Consider the following 17914-nt stretch of genomic DNA (forward strand, 5'->3'; position numbering starts at 1 on the left):
CGCAATCGCGACACTATAGCAGCTCTCTGAAGATAGCCCCGTGACCGACCTGCAAACCGACCAAGTTGCCGCCAAAACCAGCGCCCCGCTCACCAATCCACGGGCGGCTGCAAGGGCTTGGCTCGAAGCCGGGCGTCCGGTCGCCATTGCGACGGTGATTGACACCTGGGGCTCCGCACCCGTCCGTGCCGGTGGCCAAATGGTAATCGCGGGCGTCGACGAGTTTCAGGGCTCCGTTTCAGGAGGCTGCGTCGAAGCGGACGTCATCAGCGCGGGCCTCGATGTGATCGACACCGGGAAACCGGAGACGTTAAACTTCGGCATCGCCGATGAAACCGCGTGGCGCGCTGGCCTCGCCTGCGGCGGCAAGATACGCGTTTACGTCTCGCGCCTCGATCCGAAAGCCGACCTCGACTTCATCAAACGATTGGACGAAGCCGCAGCCAACCGCGCTCCCATCGTCATCACGACGCATCTCTCGGACGGCACCCGCGAAATCCACGATGGAACCGCGACGACCGACCCGGCGATCGCTGAAGCGGTCCGGCGTGCCCACAGCGCCGTCGATAAAAGCGGCGAGACATTTCTCCACGCACTGACCCCGCCACCGCGCATCATCATCGTGGGCGCAACGCACATTGCCCAGCATCTCGCAACGATGGCGACTGCGTCAGGATATGACGTCAAGGTCGTCGATCCCAGAACCGCATTTGCAAACCCGGCGCGTTTCGATGCGTCGCAGATCATCGCCGGATGGCCGGAAGAGTGCTTCAAGAAAATGATAGCCGATCCGTTTTCGGCAGTCGTGACCCTCACGCACGTCGACCATATCGATGACGAAGCGCTGACCATCGCGCTCAAGTCGCCGTGCCGTTACATCGGCGCACTCGGCTCGCGGCGCACGCACGCAAAGCGCGTCGAACGGCTGAAAGCCGCGGGCTTTACGGATGCCGACATTGCGCGCATCAACGCCCCCGTCGGCCTCGATATCGAGGCTGAGACGGCCGGCGAAATCGCGGTCTCGATCCTCGGGCAGATCATCTCTGCCTTCCGGAAAGAGCCGGAGTGAAACTCGCCGCGCTCATCCTCGCGGCTGGAAGCTCGTCGCGCTTTGAGGATGGTCACAAGCTGCTCGTTGAAATCAACGGTGTGCCGATCGTCCGGCATGTCTGTACGGCGCTCGAACAATCGAAAATCGGCGACATTGTTCTGGTGACCGCCAGCCGGGATGATGCCGTTGCAAAGGCGGCAGGACCCGGTCGTTGGCGGCTCGTCGAAAATCCCCGCGCCCGTGACGGGCTCTCGACCTCTCTGCGCGCGGGCCTTCGCAGCATCGACCAATCCGCCGATGGGCTACTGATCGCCCTCGCCGATATGCCGGGAATTACGACCACACCTGTGGATACGCTGATATCGGCCTTCGAGGACAATCCCGGCGCAATCGTTTTTCCCGTCTCAACCGATGGCCGGCGCGGACATCCGATCATCTGGCCACGGTCGCTGTTTGCGGCGCTTGGAGCGGTATCAGGCGACACGGGCGGCCGTTCGGTACTCGCGGATCATCAAGATCTCTGGCACCCGGTGACCTGCGATGAACCCGGCGCCTTTACCGACATAGATACGCGCGCCGATCTCGAGACCTTTGTCGCCGCGGATCAGACGACGCGCCGCAAGTGATTGTCGAACGCGATATCCTGAAGCTCATGCTCGGTGATCGTCGATGCCTGCGCCGTTTCATAACGCACGACGCCGAAGCCCGATGATGCTGCGAAGTCTGCCTCGCCATATGACGAGAGCCCACACACGTCCTTCAAGTCGCTCTGTCCGACGACTTTTGCGGTCGCTGTATCGACATAGAGCACATGGCCAGCCTTCGGAGCGCTGGCCGCAATCGTCCGCCCGTCGGCGCTGACCGCCATCGCGCCGATATATCCCTTGAGATCGCTGCCGCCCTTGGCCTGCTGTTCGATGAGCTTCAGCGCCCGATCCGGACCCGCGCTGCCGACGAGCTGCGGCGTCTCGCTCGGACTGCCTTCCCATTGAGCCCCGAACCACACGAGCCCCGTCGCATCCTGCGTGACGTGCCGGATCGAAAGCGATTTGAGATCGCCCGTCATATCGTGCTTCGCGATGAGCTTCCCGGTAACGGCATCGACGAACGCCAGAGACGGCTCCATCGTATCGACGTTGAGATTTTCGCGGCCCGCGTCCGGCACCGTATCGAGGCCGCCGTTTCCGACGGCAATCGTCCTGCCGTCCGCCAGCAGCATGATCTCGTGCGGCCCGGTGCCGTAGCTCGGATGCTCACCGATCTTCTTGAAGCCCGAAGCGACGTCGTAGATCCCGATAACGCCCTGTCCGCTGTCGATGTCGTTTTCCGACGCGTAGAGCAGCCGCCCGTCTTGCGAGAAACTGCCGTGACCGAAGTAGTGCCGCCCTTCCCCAGGCGTGAAAACATCCGGCGGACGTGTCTTGTCCAAGTCGAACGCGACCGCGAAGGTGCCCGGCCGCCGCGCAAAGACGGCCACCCTGTTTGAAGGACGGTGAATCGCTATGTCGTGACCACGGCCCGACAGCGCGACCTCTCGGACAACCGATCCATCGGCGCGAAGAAGAAGCACGCTGTAAGAGCCTTCGGCTCGCCTCGCGGCACTCACGTACGCGATATCGTTCGCGCCCATTGCCAGAGCCCCACTCATCGGCGCCGTGCCGACGAACGCCAGCGTGCCGAGCAGCAACGATCTCCGATCAATCACCATCGAGTTCATTGAACCCTACCGTTAGCTTGGCTGCCACCGACAGCCGGTTGGACACCATGTTGCGAAGCCCGTTCGCCCGGTCGAAAACCTCCCGCGGCGTCGGAGGCTCATCGCGCTCCGCATGCGATGCACGGCCGCCCGCGCCGTCGCTCGATTCAAGCGCGCGCCACGTTCCGGCAACCCAATCCTTCATCCAACGCTTATCCGGCGTCAGATAATCTTCGAGCTGCAGCGCATTGTAGAGTTCGTGCAGCGACGCGATGCTGGCAGCATAGAACGGCTTCTGCAGTCCCGATTTCTCGTAAGGCGGCTTCAAATGGATCTTGGGATCGATCTGCGGCTTGATCTGGAGATCCGCCGTCAGCGACAGTCCGACAATCAAAGCCTTGACGACTTCGACAGCGGCTTCCTCCGAATTTTTATACGTTTCGTTCTCAGGCCCGGGATGAAGCATCCTGTCGGCCCAGCCGCCCGGCTTCTCCCACCCGGTCGTGATCTCATCCGTCAGACGAACGACATTTGCCGCAATCGCCTCCGCGACGACGCAACGATAACGCGCAGGCTCGCCCGGACCGAGCGGTACGTCCTTGTCCTGCATCAAGAATTCCAGCGCGGTCAGCCCTTGCACCGCTGCACTCTGCTTGCCGATCGCATCCGGCTGAGAAAGCGTTGCATCTTGCTTCGTGAGAATGAGGCGCATCTGCCGCGCCAGATATCCCCGCGGATCGGGCCAGAATGAAAGCTGCTCGCGACGGCCCTTTTCGAGCATCGGCCCGAAGCGAAGAAAATCGACACCCGCATAGGCTTCGACCACCTTCGCAAACCGCTCCGAAAGCTCGCGGTTGGCATCGGCCGATCCCGTCTTGCAAACGTTTACGACCGCCGCGGGCAACGGCGCCGCTGCCGTCTTCAGCGCATCGAAATGCGGGATGATGTGCTTCTCGATCGCCGCCTTCACCATCCCCTCGTGTGTGATGGGTTCGCTGGCGGCGACGCCGACGGCTTGAATAATCAGTGCGAAGATCGAGAATCCGACCAGCGTCGCTTTTCGTATCATCATAACCCGTTCACATATTCGACGAGCCGCTTCTTGTCGTCTGGCGAGAGCGCTTCGAAAAGATTGCGGCTACGCTCAGCCTCGCCGCAATGTTTCCCGATCGCTTCTTCTACAGTCGCAGCCGACCCGTCATGGAGAAAACGACGCTGCTCGGAAGGTAAACGATGACCGATGAGCGGGGCAGTCCGCCATTCCGACGACTTGACGCCCGGCTCGCCAACACCATCGTCGAGCAGAGGACCCATATCGTGAAGAAGCAGATCGGTGAAGGCGGGAATTTGCCGTCCATCTCGCGCAACTAACCTGGGTACGTGGCAATCGGCGCATCCCGTCGCGGCAAAGATGGCAGCGCCGGGGAAATCCCCCGCATCCCCTGGCTCGCGGAGTGTTTTGATATAGCTGCCGACGAACCCGAGCATCGACACGGAAATCTCGCGCCCGTCGAATTCCGGGCTTTCACCGTTGGGCAAAGCGAGGCACGCCGTCTCGAGCTTCGTGCAGTCGCCATATGGGAACGGCATTTTCGGGCTCGATAATCCGATATCGATCGCGAAAGCGTGCGCGATCTGATCGTCCAGCGTCACGTGCGCTGCTTTCCAGCCATAGCGTCCGATCCCCTGCGCCGTGACGTTCGCACGCCCCTTGACGCCGTCGCCGCTGCGATCGCCGGGAACTGCGCGCTTCAAAATTTCTTCGTCTGGAACCTCATCGAACGCCGCCCTGCCGAAAAGCGGCGGAGCAAGCCGAACACTGGTGTGCACCCCATCCGCCAGCGCAGGACCAGTCAGGTTGTATTTGAGATCAGGGAGAAAGCGCGCATGCCCTTCCGGCATCAGCGTGGGCACCGCATTGGTTTGCAGTTGTAAGCCGTAATAAGGATCGGTCGTCCCGTCCTTCTTTCCGAAACGGACGACGGCACCGGCGATATCCGGCTTCTCATCGTCACCCGTCACGACGTGAGCGCCCTCTCCGCGCGAATGGCAGCCCGTGCAGGATCGCGACGAGAAGAGCGGCCCGAGCCCGTCGGTGGCCTTGGTCGAAGCGGGCGCCGGAATCCATTGACGGTCGAAAAGCGCCTTCCCGACAGCCGCATCCAGTTGATCCGCACGCAGCACATCACCGGGCGAGACAGCAACGAACAGCAGTACAATCGAGACGCGCAACCAACCGTTCACACGACCTCGATGTAGCCCATCATGCCGGCTTCTTGATGTTCGAGAATATGGCAATGGAACATCCATTTTCCGGGATCGCCTGCGACGACACCAACCTCGATACGCTCGTTGGGAAGCAGAAGCACCGTATCGCAGCGAACGCGCGGAATATGACGCAGGCTCGAATTCAATACTTCGAATGTGTGCCCATGAATATGGATCGGATGCGCGCGGGGTGTCGTGTTCTTCAATTCGAAAATGTAGCTGTTGCCGGATTTCAGAACCGCGAATGGGGGTCCCAGATCCTTATGATCGTGTCCGGGCCAAGCTTCCTTGTTGATCGCCCAGAACGTCCGTTTTGCGAGACAGAGCGGTCCGATCTGAATGTCTGAAACCGCACCCGCCGCAGCGATGGAAGCGCCAGTAGGCGTCGCCGAGAATTCAAACGGTATCCTCTGCGCCGAAGCCTCGTCGAGCTTCGGAAACGGCATCACTTTCAGAGGCGTCGCCTCGAACTTACCCGTGCGCTTCGGCGGACCCTCCGACTTGAATTCCGCGAGAACGTACGGCTCTTTCGAAAAATAGTCGAAGAGCTTGATCGACTCTCCCGGCGGCGCCGAACGCAACAGAATGTCGAGGCGCATGGATGTGCCCATCCGCCAGGATTCGAGCGGAATTGGGGGAAGCCCATTGCCGTCGACCGCGATGATCGCCGCTTCCGCATTCTCGAATCCGATTTCGGAAATGCGCATCGGATCGAGATTGTAGAAGCGAATGCGAACGTCAGCCGACGACGGAACGGTGAAAACGGGAGATCTCTCGCCGTTGACCGAGCGAACGGTTCCCGGCGTGCCGCCCTTGGCCGCGCCCTCGTCCGTCGTAAACGGCAAGAATGCGCCATCGGGACCGATGCGCCAATCTTTCATCAGCAGCACGACTTCCGCGTCGGGCGGAGAGATCTCGTCGCCCTCGACGATCAGAACGCCGATCAGGCCACGCCCGAAATGCTCCGTCGAATTGCAGTGCGTATGAAAGAAGAACGATCCCGTATCCGGCGGCACGAAGGAATAATGGCCTTCAGCCCCCTGCGCGATCGGCTGCTGCGTCATGTAGGGGACGCCATCTTGATCGTTCGGAATTCTGAGCCCGTGCCAATGGATTGACGCGACCTCGCCCGGCACCGGCAGATTGTTTTTGAAGACCGTATCGAACCGCTCGCCGAGCTTCATGCGCACGATTGGAAACGTCGTACCGGCCTCGAACGTCCATAGCGGCAACGTTTTGCCGTCGAAGCACGGAAGCGCCGTCGGCCGCTCCGCGAGATCGAAAGTGACGGCCTTGACGCCATCTGCGATAGGCCGCGCAATGACATCTTGCGGGTCGACAGCACGCGCTTCGACCCGGCGCCCCACCGCGAGAAAACCCGCGGCGGCGCTTCCTGAAAAGGCTGCAGCACCAGCGATGAGGTCTCTGCGTGTCACCATGCGAAGACCTCATCGAAAGCAGCAGCTGTTGTACCCGGGTAAACCAATTATTTCGCCTTGGCGACCTTGTCCGGATCATCGAGGCTATCCGAACCCTCGATCTTCACCTTGAGGTTCAAGGCAGCAACGACGCCTTCAATTGCTCGTGCCTGTGCGACGAGAGAATCGACTGCATCGAGGATGAGCTTGTTGCCCTGGTCGTTGCCGGCTTCGAGCATCTGGTCGTAGAGCATCTCGCCGGAATCGGCCTTGGTCTTGATGGCCTGCATCTTCTCGAGCGTCGTCGCCATCGCCTCGTCGACCCGCTTTGCGGCATCCGGCGCCTTTTCGCGTGCGAGTTCGGCAATGCTCGGCCCGCTCTTCGCGCTGGCACCGGCGTATTTGCCGTTCCAGAGTGCGATCATGCCGACTTCGTCGTAGTAATGGCTGTTATGCGTGTTGTTCGAGAAGCAGTCGTGCGCCTCTTCCGGATCGTGCAGCAGCACGCCGAGCTTCATGCGTTCACCCGCAAGCTCACCGTATGAAAGAGAGCCGAGGCCGGTCAAAATCGTCGAAAGCTGCGCGCTCTCATCCTGCTCAGCGAGGGCCTTGCGCGCCGCGCCGTCCGGCTTCCAGTTGTCGACCATTTCACTCAGGTCATCGACGAGCAAGTCTGAAGCGGCCTTCAGATAGTCGCGGCGGCGATCGCAATTTTCATGCGTGCAGTTCTTGAGATCGTAGTCGCTCGCTTGCCGCTCACCCGATTTGACGCCGGGCTTATGGAGGTTCTGGCCCCAGAGCAAAAACTCGATCGCGTGATATCCAGTGCCGACGTTCGCCTCGACATTCAAAGCGCTGTTGAGCTGGCCGATGACCTTCTTATCGATCTTCGAAGCGTCGAGAATTTTAGGACCAAGGCGGATCTTCTTGTTAGCGATAATATTCGCCGTGTAGAGAGGATTTTCTTCCTTGGTGTCGCCGTAGCTCGCCGCGTCGACATAATCGATCAAGCCTTCATCGAGCGGCCACGAGTTTACGTTGCCTTCCCAATCGTCGACGATCTTGTTGCCGAAGCGAAAGCCTTCCGTCTGCATGTAGGGAACGCGCGACGCTTTCCACGCCTCACGAGCGGCTTGCAACGTTTCGGCGCTCGGCGCTGCCAGCAAGGCGTCGATCGATTTATCGAGATCCTTGGCCTTGGCCAGCGCATCCGAGTACATCGCCTCGGCGACGTCCCCGTAATTCTTGATGATATCTTTCGTCGCGGGCGCCGCGAAGACTGGCGCTCCGGCAACAAAGACGGCCGCCAGCGCCAATTGAGTTGCGCAGGCCCATGCAAACGCCTTTTTCGACATCTCAGTCTCCGTAGCAAGCTAGGTTTAGGCGGCACAAAATTGCGTGCAGGGATCCTCGGGGATCCGATTATTTACCGCGCTGGTATAGAATGCGGCGCGGGCCGCCTGTCAAGTGAACTCCGTGTGGTCCGCCCCTTGCCACGCCGATAAGATTTGTGAAACAAGCAAGGCACAGGATTTTTGAGCCGCGGCCGCGCGGCACCGGGTAATCACAGATGCGCTTGACGAAGCAGACCGGCCACGCCATCCGCATTCTGATCGATTGCGCGCTAGCCGGCGATCAACTCGTAAAAGTCGCCGACGTCTCCGATCGGCTCGGCGTTACGAAGCAGAATGTATTCAAGATTGTGCATATCCTCTCGCACGCGGGTTTCCTTGCAGCCGTGAGGGGACCCAATGGCGGTGTGCGCCTCGCGAAACCCGCCGCCTCCATCAAGATCGGCGACGTCGTCCGCGCGATAGAAGTAACACGAGTACAAGTCGAGGGCGGTATCGATCCGAAGTCGAGCGATACGGACCCTGGCAATATCAACGCCATGTTCGACGACGCTCTGGCTGCATTCATCACCGTGCTCGATCAGCATTCGCTTGCCGAGCTTGCGGTGCGGTCCCCCATGGGCCTCAGAACGACCGAAGAGCCGGACGAAGATAATCGGAGTTCCAAGGTCCGAAGTAAAAAACCGGCGGCTCGCAGTTCGCGGCGAAGTTAACCCTTGCTCACTAGCTTATCCCGCTCATCGGAGATACTTGCACGGGATATGACCCGTGAAAGCTTCCGTTTACGATTTGCCGCGCTAGCCGCAGGTGCGCTTCTCGCACTCATTCCTACATGGATTTGGGTGAGCGAACCGCTGCGCACCATCCTTTTCTTTGCATGTGGCTTGGGGTCAGGAGTGTTCGCTCTGCTGGCTTGGCCGCGTGCTGCACTCGATCAAAAAGCGAATCAAATGGCGGGTTTGAACTCAAGTTCCGACAAGATGCTCACATGGACGGATCTTGCGGCGGCAATGCCCAATCCTGCGATCATCCTCGACCCGGCATCCGTAATTCTGAATTATAACGAAGCTGCGTTGAGCCTTTTCGATCGATTGAAGCAAGGCGCACCACTCGAGCACGTCAATCGTGACCCCGAACTGATCGCCGCCGTTTCAGGAGCCTTCGAAAAGGGCGCGAAGCAAACGGCGCACCTCGTCCCCCGAGGCAGCATGGGCCAACGTCTCATCGCGACGGTGACGCCGCTCGGCGGCGATAAACAGCATCAGCCCGTTGCCGTACTAATTACCATCCATGATGAATCCGAGCAGCGTCGCCTGCTCGAAATGCGCGCGGATTTCATCGCCAACGCCAGCCACGAATTGCGCACGCCGCTCGCTTCTGTACGCGGCTTCATTGAGACGCTTCAGGGCCCGGCTCGAAACGACGAAGCAGCACGCGAGCGATTCCTCGCGATTATGGCCGATCAAGCCGAACGCATGACTCGCCTGATCGACGATCTCCTTTTGCTCAGTCGCGTCGAAGAAAAGGCCAACCTCAAGCCGACGGGCCGCGTCGATCTGAATGATTTGATCGAAGACGTCATAAGGTCTCTGTCCCCGTTCGCTGAAGAACGGAGCATTTCGATCGATGTCGAATCCGCGAGCGGCGAATTGGTGGCGATGGGCGATCGCGACGAACTGTTTCAAGTCTTCCACAACCTCGTCGAAAATGCCGTCAAATACGGCCGGGACGGCGGCACGGTGAAAATCTCACTGAAAAAGAAAGCAAGCGTTCGCCCGGAAAGCGTCGGCGCGCGCGCGTTTATTGCAATTGCCGACGACGGACCTGGGATCGCCCCTGAGCATTTGCCCCGGCTTACAGAGCGTTTTTACCGTGTCAGCGCCGAACATTCCCGTCGCATTGGCGGGACCGGCCTCGGCCTCGCCATCGTTAAGCACGTCCTGAACCGCCACGAAGGAGAACTTTCCGTCCAATCGGTGGTTGGCAAAGGAACGACTTTTGATGTCATTCTGCCAGCCTACAAATAAAACAATTCATTATCAATCGGTTGCACTGTCACAAATCTATTGCGTCTCATCGCTAGAAGTGTCCCCGGTGAGGGACGAAAGTATTTTGAGAGCACGCCGCTATGCGGCTTCCACTTTCAGTATGCCGAGTTCACCGCACCGCGCGCCTTGGGGAAGGACGCGGCGCTCCTAAGACTAATGCTCGTAACTAGCATGAGTTGACGGGAACCGATTTAAGAGACCCGAAACCACTGCTGCCTGAGACGAGAGTGCCGAGGAAAAGGTTTCTCTAAAACAAGGCATTAACGTTTCACATAGCCGTGACCTTACTGGACTAGAGAGTGCGGGCCGAGCTCAGCTCGGCAATGGAGTGGCGAGGGCTCTTAGCCCGCCGTTCAACAAATGGAGACCACAGTGAAACAGTCATTTCTGGCGCTTTTTGCGGCATTCGCCGCGACGGCTGCCGTAACCGCTCCCGCCAACGCGGCGGACATTTCCGGCGCCGGCGCTACGTTCCCCTATCCGATCTACGCCAAGTGGGCCGACACCTATAAGAAAGAGACGAACGTTGGACTGAACTATCAGTCGATCGGTTCGGGCGGCGGCATCAAGCAGATCGAAGCCAACACTGTAACCTTCGGCGCGACCGACAAGCCGCTCTCGGGCGAAGACCTCGAGAAGAACGGCCTCGTACAGTTCCCGACCGTCATGGGCGGCATCGTCCCGGTCGTTAACCTCGAAGGCATCAAGCCGGGCGAACTCGTATTCGACGGCCCGACGCTCGCAAAGATCTACCTCGGCGAAATCACCGCCTGGAACGACCCGGCAATCCAGAAGCTGAACCCCGGCGTGAAGCTTCCTTCGGACGCCATCGCCGCTGTTTTCCGCTCTGACGGATCGGGCACGACGTTCGTCTGGACGAACTACCTCTCGAAAGTCAGCGCTGACTTCAAAGCGAAGATCGGCTCGAACACGTCCGTCCAGTTCCCCGTCGGCCTCGGCGCCAAGGGCAACGAAGGCGTCGCCAACAACGTGATGCAGACGAAGGGTTCGATTGGCTACGTCGAATACGCCTACGCCAAGCAGAACAAGCTCTCCTACACGAAGCTGGTCAACAAGGACGGCAAGACGGTTGCTCCGGTGATCTCTGCTTTCCAGGCCGCCGCTGCTGGCGCAGACTGGACTTCAGCTCCCGGTATGGGCGTGATCCTGACGGAGCAGGCTGGCGCCGAATCTTGGCCGATCACCAACCCGACGTTCATCCTCATCCACAAGAAGCCGACGGACGTCGCAGCCGTTAAGGAAGCCCTGAAGTTCTTCAACTGGGCCTATGCACACGGCAGCAAGGAAGCCGAAGCGCTTGATTACGTTCCGCTTCCCGACAGCGTCGTAGCTCTCGTCAAGAAGAGCTGGGAAGGCGTCGTCGGCGAGGACAACAAGCCGGTCTTCTCGAACTAATCTACAGAACGACGAGAAGCGCTCCGTGCGGGCGCTTCTCGATTTGTTTATAAGATGCCGAGTTTTCCTTAGTCCGGAGCGATATCTTGACCTTCATGGCAGACGCTAACTCTCAAGCGACAGCTGCGGCGACAGCTCGGCGCAAAGTTCTCGAAGGTCTTCGCACGACAGATGTCTTCTTCCGCGGCCTGACCATGTCGTCCGCGTATTTCGTCCTCATTCTTCTCGGAGCGATTTTCGCCTCTCTCGTTCTAGGCGGATATCTCGCATTCCAAACGTTTGGTTTGAGCTTCCTCACGACCGAAGTCTGGAACCCCGTTACCGAGCAATTCGGCGCCCTCGCTCCAATCTATGGAACGGTCGTCACATCGGTCATCGCGATGCTCGTCGCCGTGCCCATCAGCATCGGCATCGCCGTGTTTCTGACCGAACTCTGCCCGATGGCGCTTCGCCGTCCGATCGGCATCGCGATCGAGCTTTTGGCCGGCGTGCCGAGCATCATCTACGGCATCTGGGGCCTGTTTTTCTTCGCACCCGTCATCCAGCGCTACGTCCAGCCGGAGTTGATCGCGACGTTCAAGAACGTACCGGTCCTCAATCAGCTATTCGCCGGCCCGCCCTACGGCATCGGCATCCTGACGTCTGCCTTGATCCTGGCAATGATGGTCCTTCCGTTCATAACCGCCGTCTGCCGTGACGTCTTCGAAACGGTTCCACCGGTCTTGAAGGAAGCGGCCTACGGCATGGGTTGGACGACTCGCGAAGTCGTTCGCAACGTCGTCATTCCCTACACGCGCGTCGGCATCATCGGCGGCGTCATGCTCGGCCTCGGCCGCGCGCTCGGCGAAACGATGGCGGTCACCTTCGTCATCGGTAACGCCCATCGAATCTCCGGGTCCATTCTGGCTCCCGGAACCACCATCTCAGCGACCATCGCCAACGAATTCACCGAAGCGGTCGGCGACATCTACACATCCTCGTTGATCGCCCTCGGCCTGATCCTCTTCTTCATCACGTTTATCGTCCTGGCTCTCGCCCGCCTCATGTTGATGCGCATCGAGAAGAAGGCGGGAGCATAATCATGGCGTTAGATCGCGCGAAATACCGCCGCCGCCGTATCAGAAGCAGCATCACGGTTGCGCTGTGCTGGGCTGCCTCGGGCCTCGGCCTGACTATTCTCGGCGTCATTCTGGCGACGCTCGTCTACAAAGGCTTTGCCGGTCTCGGCACCAAGGTCTTCACCGAAATGACACCGCCGCCAGGCAGCGACGGTGGCCTTTTGAACGCAATCGCCGGAAGCCTCGTCATGACGATCGCCGGCGTTGTCGTCGGCACGCCGATCGGCATTCTCGCAGGCACCTATCTCGCGGAGTACGGCCGCTACAGCAAAGTCTCGTCGGTGATCCGCTTCATCAACGATATTCTCCTGAGCGCGCCATCCATTGTCACCGGCCTCTTCGTTTACGAATTGCTGGTGCGCCCGATGGGTCATTTCTCCGCGATCGCCGGCGCAGCCGCTCTCGCCGTTCTCGTCATTCCAACGGTCGTTCGCACCACCGAGAACATGCTGCTTCTGGTTCCGAACCAGCTTCGGGAAGCATCCTCGGCGCTCGGACTGCCCCAGTCACTGGTCATCCGCAAGGTTGCCTATAAGGCTGCTCGTGCAGGCATGATCACTGGTGTGCTCTTGGCAATCGCACGCGTCAGCGGAGAAACGGCGCCGCTCCTGTTCACCGCACTGAACAACCAGTTCTGGAGCACCAATCTCAACGCTCCAATGGCCAGCTTGCCGGTCGTCATCTTCCAGTACGCGCTCAGCCCCTACGAAGACTGGCAGCGCCTCGCCTGGACTGGCGCACTACTCATCACCGCAGCCGTGCTGACACTTAGCATCGCCGCACGTTGGTTAAGCTCTTCGAGGACGCAGCAATGAACTTGATGTCGAAAGATGTGGACACAGGGCTTACCGAAAAGATCTCGGTCAGCAACCTGAAATTCTTCTACGGCTCGACCCTTGCCCTGAAGAATATCTCTTTGCCGCTCTATGAGCGGCAGGTGACTGCCTTCATCGGACCGTCGGGCTGCGGTAAGTCCACGCTGCTTCGCGTTCTGAACCGCATGTACGACCTCTACCCGGGCCAGCACGCAGAGGGCGAGGTGATGTTCGATGGCGAGAACATTCTCGACATGAAGGACCTCAACCTTCTCCGCTCGCGCATCGGCATGGTTTTCCAGAAGCCGACGCCGTTCCCGATGACTATCTACGAAAACATCGCGTTCGGCATTCGCCTCTATGAGCGTCTTCCGAAGTCGGAAGTCGATGCACGGGTCGAATCCGCGCTCGAGAAGGCCGCGCTTTGGAAAGAAGTGAAGGACAAGCTCAACTCGAGCGGCCTCAGCCTTTCCGGCGGCCAGCAGCAGCGCCTGTGCATCGCACGCACCGTCGCCATCCGTCCTGAAGTCATACTCTTCGACGAGCCCTGCTCGGCGCTCGACCCGATCTCGACTGCGAAGATCGAAGAGCTGATCGACGACCTGAAGAACGAGTTCACGATTGCCATCGTGACGCACAACATGCAGCAGGCCGCCCGCGTTTCTCAGCGTACCGCCTTTATGTATCTGGGCGAACTCGTCGAATTCGGCGTCACCCAAAAACTTTTTACGAACCCATCAGACAAGCGGACCCAGGACTACATCACCGGCCGCTTCGGATAATGCGTGGCCACAAGCCAAGATCCGATTTTAGGAATTGAGACCATGAGCGAACACACCGTAAAGTCCTACGAAGATGAGCTGAGACTTCTCGATCGCCGCATCGCGCAGATGGGCGGCTACGCAGAGAAGCTTCTCGTTCAGGCCATGGATGCACTCGAGCGTCGCGATCCAAAACTTGCCGAAAAGGCCGTATCCGACGACGTCATGATCGATCAGCTCGAGCGTGAGCTCCAAGAGCAGGTCATCGTCATGATCGCGCGGCGCCAGCCGCTTGCCAACGATCTTCGCCACATCATGACCGTCATCAAGGTCGCGGCCGATCTCGAACGCATCGGCGATCTTGCGAAGAACATCGCCAAGCGTGCTCTTGCAATCGCCGACGAGCCCTATCCGAAGCCGTTGATGACCGGCATGCGCCACATGACCGAGATGGTGCAGACCCAGCTCCGCGACGTCCTCGATGCGCTGTCCGCGCTCGACGCCGAGAAAGCGATGCAGGTCTGGCGCGATGATCAGCAGGTCGACGCCATGTACAATTCGCTGTTCCGCGAATTGCTGACGTACATGATGGAAGATCCGCGCAATATCGGCATCTGCACGCACTTCCTGTTCGGCGCCAAGAACATCGAGCGCATCGGCGACCACACGACCAACATCGCCGAGAACGTCTACTACCTCGTACACGGCGTCCCCATCGCAGACGATCGGCCGAAGGGCGACAAGACGTCGTCGACGCTGATCACGCCGCGTCAATGACAAATGTACTCTGAAGCAACACTGACCAAAGACCATGCCAGCTAAGATTATCGTCGTCGAAGATGAAGCGCCTCTCGCAGAACTTCTGAAATACAATCTCCAGTCCGAAGGCTATGACGTTGTGCAAGCCGGGGACGGAGAGGAAGCGGAGCTTCTTCTGTCGGAGCAAAGTTTCGATCTCGCGATACTCGACTGGATGATCCCCAAGATCTCCGGGATCGAGTTGTGCCGGCGCCTTCGCAATCGCTCCGAGACGCAGAGCCTGCCGATCATTTTGTTGACCGCCCGCGGTGAAGAAAACGACCGCGTGCGGGGGCTGACGACCGGCGCCGACGATTACGTGACGAAGCCCTTCTCCGTCCAGGAGTTGATGGCGAGGATCAAGGCACTGCTTCGGCGCGCGTCGCCGGAGCGGATGAGCGATATCCTCGTTTCCGGCGAGATCACGATGGATCGCGGAGCCCACAAGGTGACGCGCGGGCCCCGCGAAGTTCGTCTCGGCCCGACCGAATACCGGATGCTTGAAGTTTTCATGGAAAGCCCGCGCCGCGTCCTGTCGCGTAGCCAGCTACTCGATCGCGTCTGGGGCCAGTCCTCCGAGGTCGATGAGAGAACGGTGGACGTTCATATCGGACGCCTCAGGAAATCTCTGATCCGCGGCAACGAAAGCGATCCGATCCGCACGGTCCGCGGTGCTGGATACGTCTTCGACGGCCGCGAAGCCGAAGCCCAAGCTCAGTAAAGCCGTTCCGGCATCGAACGGCTCAGCTCTGCCCGTTGAGACAATTCGAAATACTGTGCGCGACGCCGCGCATGAGGTCGAAGTAAAGACCCGGCCCAGGGGTGAGCATTTGCCCCTCGGCATCGATCGTTCCGGAACGCGCGTGCGTTCCCTCCGTCACGGCGGCTACGAGATTCGGCTGAAAGTTCGGCTCGGTGAAGACGCAAACAGCGCCAAGCGACGACAGCTTGCGCCGAACTTCAGTCAACCGCTTGGCGCTTGGAGGCACATCGGGACTGACGGTGATCGAGCCCGCAGCCTTCTGTCCGAAGTGATGCTCGAAATACTGTGTCGCGTCGTGAAAGACGATGAACGGCTTCCCCGTTGAGGCTTTGAGTTCCGTCGTCAGCTGATTGTCGAGAGCATCAAGGTCCGAGATAAGAGCGGCGGTATTGGCTTTGATCTTATCGGCATGCTCGGGATAGCGAGCCTCGAGCGTCTTCGCCACGTCGGTAACGATGGCCTTGGCGTTTTGCGGATCGAGCCAGATGTGCCCATCCTTGCCGTCTTCGTCATGGTCGTCATGGTCCTCCGCCTTGCCGGCAGCTTCTTCATGCCCATGCTCGTGCTTCTCGAAAGTGCCACCCTGACGCTGATCGAGAAGCGTCACACCATCCGCCCCCGCGAGCGTCAACACCGTGACGTTCGAAGGCAGCGACGTTACGATTTTCCGCGTGAAGGGTTCGAGCTGATCGGACACGCGAACGAAAACATCGGCATCGTGAATGGCCCGTGCCGTCGAGGGCTTCAACGTGAAGGTATGCGGCGAAGCCGAGCCTTCGACGATGAGCTGCGGCTCGCCGACGCCGTCCATGATCCGGCTGACGAGCGAATGGATCGGCTTGATCGTAACAACGACCTTTGGCGTCTCAGCCGCAGCCGCGCCAGAGATTTTCGCCAACGCAAGAAAAACCCCAAAAAATCCGGCAAACCTGCAGATCATGCCCATTTCCTTGCATTTGATGCGTATAATATAACAACCATTATGGAATTTGCGCAAGCGTTGTCGCAACCCTTTAGGCCGTATAGCCGATAGCGTGTCGCAATCTCGCCGGGTCGGTGTGCGTCCGTTAGGTTCGTCCGGCGATTCGACCGGCATTAGATAAAAGGGTTGAGCGAAGCGTGCTCGAAATTATGAAGTCTTACCGCCTCGCGGCTTTCATCTCCGTTGCCATACTGGCCATGATTGTTCCGGTCTCGGCTCATCCGCACATGTGGGTGACCTACGTTTTGACCGTCGATTACGACAAGGGCGCTGTTACCGGCGTCGACCACTCGTGGACCTTCGACGATTCCTACACATCGATGGCGCTGGAAGGACTCGATACGAACAACGACGGCAAGTACGACCAGAGCGAACTGGCCGACCTTCTGAAGGTCAACATGGATGGCCTGAAGGAGTTCAACTATTTCACCGTCGCAAAGCTCGGCGAAAATCAGCTCGAATTTTCCCCGCCGACGAATGCGCGCCTCGAATACACGAACGGCGTCCTGCGCCTCTACTTCCACCTGCCGCTCGCCAAGCCTCTTGCCCCCGGCGCGGAGAGCCTGACGTTTGCAGTCTTCGACCCGTCCTACTTCATCGATTTCCAGCCCGAGAAAACCGACGCCGTCAAACTTGCATCCGCCCCTGAAGGATGCGCCGCGACGCTCATCGATCCCGATGCCGAGAAGCAGGACGAACAGGCGAAAAAGCTCGGCGATGCCATGGCGCAGCAGTTCGGTGCCGGTGCCATCGGTTTCGGCTCATACAAGACCGTCGCGATTTCCTGTAAAAAGTCGTGACAGAAGCCAGCCGACAGCCCCCGTCTCGATTTGTGACTGGAATTAACTAGCTCTTCATTTTTGGAGATCGGCTTCGACGCGGTTGTTTTAAAAATGTCGGGTTGCTTGCGTGCGCGAGACCCATCATGCCGACGATTATCCGAGTGATACTTTCCGCCGTGCTCTTGCTGTCTCCGGCGGCAGCGTCGCGCGCCGGCCTCGACACGGAAACGGCGGCCAACCCCGAAAGAACGTTCGAGCTCATCGTCGTCGAAGCGGATGGCTGCATATACTGCCAGATATTCCGGCGCGACGTGCTGCCGGCATACCAAACCTCCGAGCAGGGGAAAAAGATGCCGGTCCGCTTCGTCGACGTTAACGACGTCGAGACCGATCACCTCGATTTCAATACAGCGGTCGACATCGTGCCGACATTCGTCGTCGTCAAATCTCAGCACGAAGTCGGTCGCATATCGGGCTACGTCGGCCCCGAGAACTTCTTCCATTCCATCAATTATCTGCTTGGCTCCGCACCCTAAACCGGGGGCGACGGTGCTTTCAAAGCATAGGGCCCCGCATTTGGGGCGAATGGTGGCTTACTCACCTCATTTTCACCCCGGCGACATCGGAAACCCTTGTAAACTGGGGC

General features: G+C 59.4%; 18 protein-coding genes. 12 read left to right on the plus strand and 6 right to left on the minus strand.

Annotated elements, in window-relative coordinates:
- Positions 1–40: 40 nt before the first annotated feature.
- A complete protein-coding gene (locus G359_RS17725) occupies positions 41–1069 on the plus strand; it encodes an XdhC family protein (RefSeq protein ID WP_082073002.1) in 1029 nt (342 codons plus the stop codon).
- On the plus strand, positions 1066–1677 hold the full coding sequence (locus G359_RS17730) for a nucleotidyltransferase family protein (RefSeq protein WP_052699447.1): 612 nt from the start codon (positions 1066–1068) through the stop codon (positions 1675–1677). The genes G359_RS17725 and G359_RS17730 overlap by 4 nt, the downstream gene beginning before the upstream one ends.
- Here the strand turns inward: G359_RS17730 and G359_RS17735 are convergent.
- From G359_RS17735 to G359_RS17755, 5 genes are read right to left on the minus strand one after another with little or no spacing between them, the layout of a single operon-like run.
- Positions 1656–2768, minus strand: a complete 1113-nt coding sequence (locus G359_RS17735; protein ID WP_045837191.1) for a DUF1513 domain-containing protein — start codon at positions 2766–2768, stop codon at positions 1656–1658. The genes G359_RS17730 and G359_RS17735 overlap by 22 nt on opposite strands.
- Entirely contained in the window at positions 2749–3819 is a 1071-nt protein-coding gene (locus G359_RS17740; protein ID WP_045837192.1) for an imelysin family protein, read from the minus strand. Before G359_RS17740 ends, G359_RS17735 begins: the two co-directional genes overlap by 20 nt.
- The gene (locus G359_RS17745; RefSeq protein WP_045837193.1) at positions 3816–4991 is read right to left on the minus strand and encodes a di-heme oxidoredictase family protein; all 1176 of its coding nucleotides are present in this window, start codon (positions 4989–4991) and stop codon (positions 3816–3818) included. The genes G359_RS17740 and G359_RS17745 overlap by 4 nt, the downstream gene beginning before the upstream one ends.
- A complete protein-coding gene (locus G359_RS17750; RefSeq protein WP_045837194.1) occupies positions 4988–6454 on the minus strand; it encodes a multicopper oxidase family protein in 1467 nt (488 codons plus the stop codon). Before G359_RS17750 ends, G359_RS17745 begins: the two co-directional genes overlap by 4 nt.
- A gap of 47 nt (positions 6455–6501) precedes the next feature.
- Positions 6502–7788: an imelysin family protein gene (locus G359_RS17755; protein ID WP_045837195.1), complete on the minus strand. Its 1287-nt coding sequence runs from the start codon at positions 7786–7788 to the stop codon at positions 6502–6504.
- 215 nt (positions 7789–8003) lie between these two features.
- Between G359_RS17755 and G359_RS17760 the strand changes: the two genes are divergently transcribed.
- The 8 genes from G359_RS17760 to phoB all read left to right on the plus strand — a co-directional run bounded on the left by G359_RS17760 (position 8004) and on the right by phoB (position 15462).
- Positions 8004–8498, plus strand: coding sequence for an RrF2 family transcriptional regulator (locus G359_RS17760; RefSeq protein WP_045837196.1), 495 nt, complete (start codon positions 8004–8006; stop codon positions 8496–8498).
- A gap of 237 nt (positions 8499–8735) precedes the next feature.
- On the plus strand, positions 8736–9812 hold the full coding sequence (locus tag G359_RS17765; RefSeq protein ID WP_245280082.1) for an ATP-binding protein: 1077 nt from the start codon (positions 8736–8738) through the stop codon (positions 9810–9812).
- A gap of 381 nt (positions 9813–10193) precedes the next feature.
- Entirely contained in the window at positions 10194–11249 is a 1056-nt protein-coding gene (gene pstS, locus G359_RS17770; RefSeq protein ID WP_045837198.1) for a phosphate ABC transporter substrate-binding protein PstS, read from the plus strand.
- 95 nt (positions 11250–11344) lie between these two features.
- Positions 11345–12328, plus strand: a complete 984-nt coding sequence (pstC, locus tag G359_RS17775; protein WP_045837199.1) for a phosphate ABC transporter permease subunit PstC — start codon at positions 11345–11347, stop codon at positions 12326–12328.
- A gap of 2 nt (positions 12329–12330) precedes the next feature.
- A complete protein-coding gene (pstA, locus tag G359_RS17780) occupies positions 12331–13182 on the plus strand; it encodes a phosphate ABC transporter permease PstA (protein WP_045837200.1) in 852 nt (283 codons plus the stop codon).
- Positions 13179–13964 carry a phosphate ABC transporter ATP-binding protein PstB gene (pstB, locus tag G359_RS17785; protein WP_045837201.1) on the plus strand — a complete coding sequence of 262 codons (786 nt, stop codon included), beginning with the start codon at positions 13179–13181 and terminating at the stop codon, positions 13962–13964. Before pstA ends, pstB begins: the two co-directional genes overlap by 4 nt.
- A 42-nt stretch (positions 13965–14006) precedes the next feature.
- Positions 14007–14720 (plus strand): phosphate signaling complex protein PhoU, encoded by a 714-nt coding sequence (gene phoU, locus G359_RS17790; RefSeq protein ID WP_045837202.1) that lies wholly within the window; start codon positions 14007–14009, stop codon positions 14718–14720.
- Between the two features lie 34 nt (positions 14721–14754).
- Positions 14755–15462, plus strand: coding sequence for a phosphate regulon transcriptional regulator PhoB (gene phoB, locus G359_RS17795; RefSeq protein WP_045837203.1), 708 nt, complete (start codon positions 14755–14757; stop codon positions 15460–15462).
- A 22-nt stretch (positions 15463–15484) separates the two neighbouring features.
- Here the strand turns inward: phoB and G359_RS17800 are convergent, their stop codons facing one another.
- Positions 15485–16444 carry a zinc ABC transporter substrate-binding protein gene (locus G359_RS17800; protein ID WP_045838198.1) on the minus strand — a complete coding sequence of 320 codons (960 nt, stop codon included), beginning with the start codon at positions 16442–16444 and terminating at the stop codon, positions 15485–15487.
- A 191-nt stretch (positions 16445–16635) separates the two neighbouring features.
- On the opposite strand from G359_RS17800, the gene G359_RS17805 reads away from it, so the two are divergent.
- Complete coding sequence (locus G359_RS17805; protein WP_045838199.1) at positions 16636–17286, plus strand: DUF1007 family protein; 651 nt, start codon at positions 16636–16638, stop codon at positions 17284–17286.
- Positions 17287–17411: 125 nt separating this feature from the next.
- Positions 17412–17804, plus strand: a complete 393-nt coding sequence (locus G359_RS17810; protein ID WP_045837204.1) for a thioredoxin domain-containing protein — start codon at positions 17412–17414, stop codon at positions 17802–17804.
- The last annotated feature ends 110 nt before the right edge of the window (positions 17805–17914 follow it).

The sequence above is a fragment of the Hyphomicrobium sp. 99 genome (assembly GCF_000384335.2).
In the GTDB taxonomy this organism is placed as follows: domain Bacteria; phylum Pseudomonadota; class Alphaproteobacteria; order Rhizobiales; family Hyphomicrobiaceae; genus Hyphomicrobium_B.

Excerpts from the sequence above, each read along its gene's own strand:
- G359_RS17735 (WP_045837191.1), bottom strand. The coding sequence starts at position 2,768 with ATGAACTCGATGGTGATTGATCGGAGATCGTTGCTGCTCGGCACGCTG.
- G359_RS17740 (WP_045837192.1), bottom strand. The coding sequence starts at position 3,819 with ATGATGATACGAAAAGCGACGCTGGTCGGATTCTCGATCTTCGCACTG.
- G359_RS17750 (WP_045837194.1), bottom strand. The coding sequence starts at position 6,454 with ATGGTGACACGCAGAGACCTCATCGCTGGTGCTGCAGCCTTTTCAGGA.
- G359_RS17755 (WP_045837195.1), bottom strand. The coding sequence starts at position 7,788 with ATGTCGAAAAAGGCGTTTGCATGGGCCTGCGCAACTCAATTGGCGCTG.
- G359_RS17760 (WP_045837196.1), top strand. The coding sequence starts at position 8,004 with ATGCGCTTGACGAAGCAGACCGGCCACGCCATCCGCATTCTGATCGAT.
- G359_RS17765 (WP_245280082.1), top strand. The coding sequence starts at position 8,736 with ATGGCGGGTTTGAACTCAAGTTCCGACAAGATGCTCACATGGACGGAT.
- pstS (WP_045837198.1), top strand. The coding sequence starts at position 10,194 with ATGGAGACCACAGTGAAACAGTCATTTCTGGCGCTTTTTGCGGCATTC.
- pstC (WP_045837199.1), top strand. The coding sequence starts at position 11,345 with ATGGCAGACGCTAACTCTCAAGCGACAGCTGCGGCGACAGCTCGGCGC.
- pstA (WP_045837200.1), top strand. The coding sequence starts at position 12,331 with ATGGCGTTAGATCGCGCGAAATACCGCCGCCGCCGTATCAGAAGCAGC.
- pstB (WP_045837201.1), top strand. The coding sequence starts at position 13,179 with ATGAACTTGATGTCGAAAGATGTGGACACAGGGCTTACCGAAAAGATC.
- phoU (WP_045837202.1), top strand. The coding sequence starts at position 14,007 with ATGAGCGAACACACCGTAAAGTCCTACGAAGATGAGCTGAGACTTCTC.
- phoB (WP_045837203.1), top strand. The coding sequence starts at position 14,755 with ATGCCAGCTAAGATTATCGTCGTCGAAGATGAAGCGCCTCTCGCAGAA.
- G359_RS17800 (WP_045838198.1), bottom strand. The coding sequence starts at position 16,444 with ATGATCTGCAGGTTTGCCGGATTTTTTGGGGTTTTTCTTGCGTTGGCG.
- G359_RS17805 (WP_045838199.1), top strand. The coding sequence starts at position 16,636 with ATGAAGTCTTACCGCCTCGCGGCTTTCATCTCCGTTGCCATACTGGCC.
- G359_RS17810 (WP_045837204.1), top strand. The coding sequence starts at position 17,412 with ATGCCGACGATTATCCGAGTGATACTTTCCGCCGTGCTCTTGCTGTCT.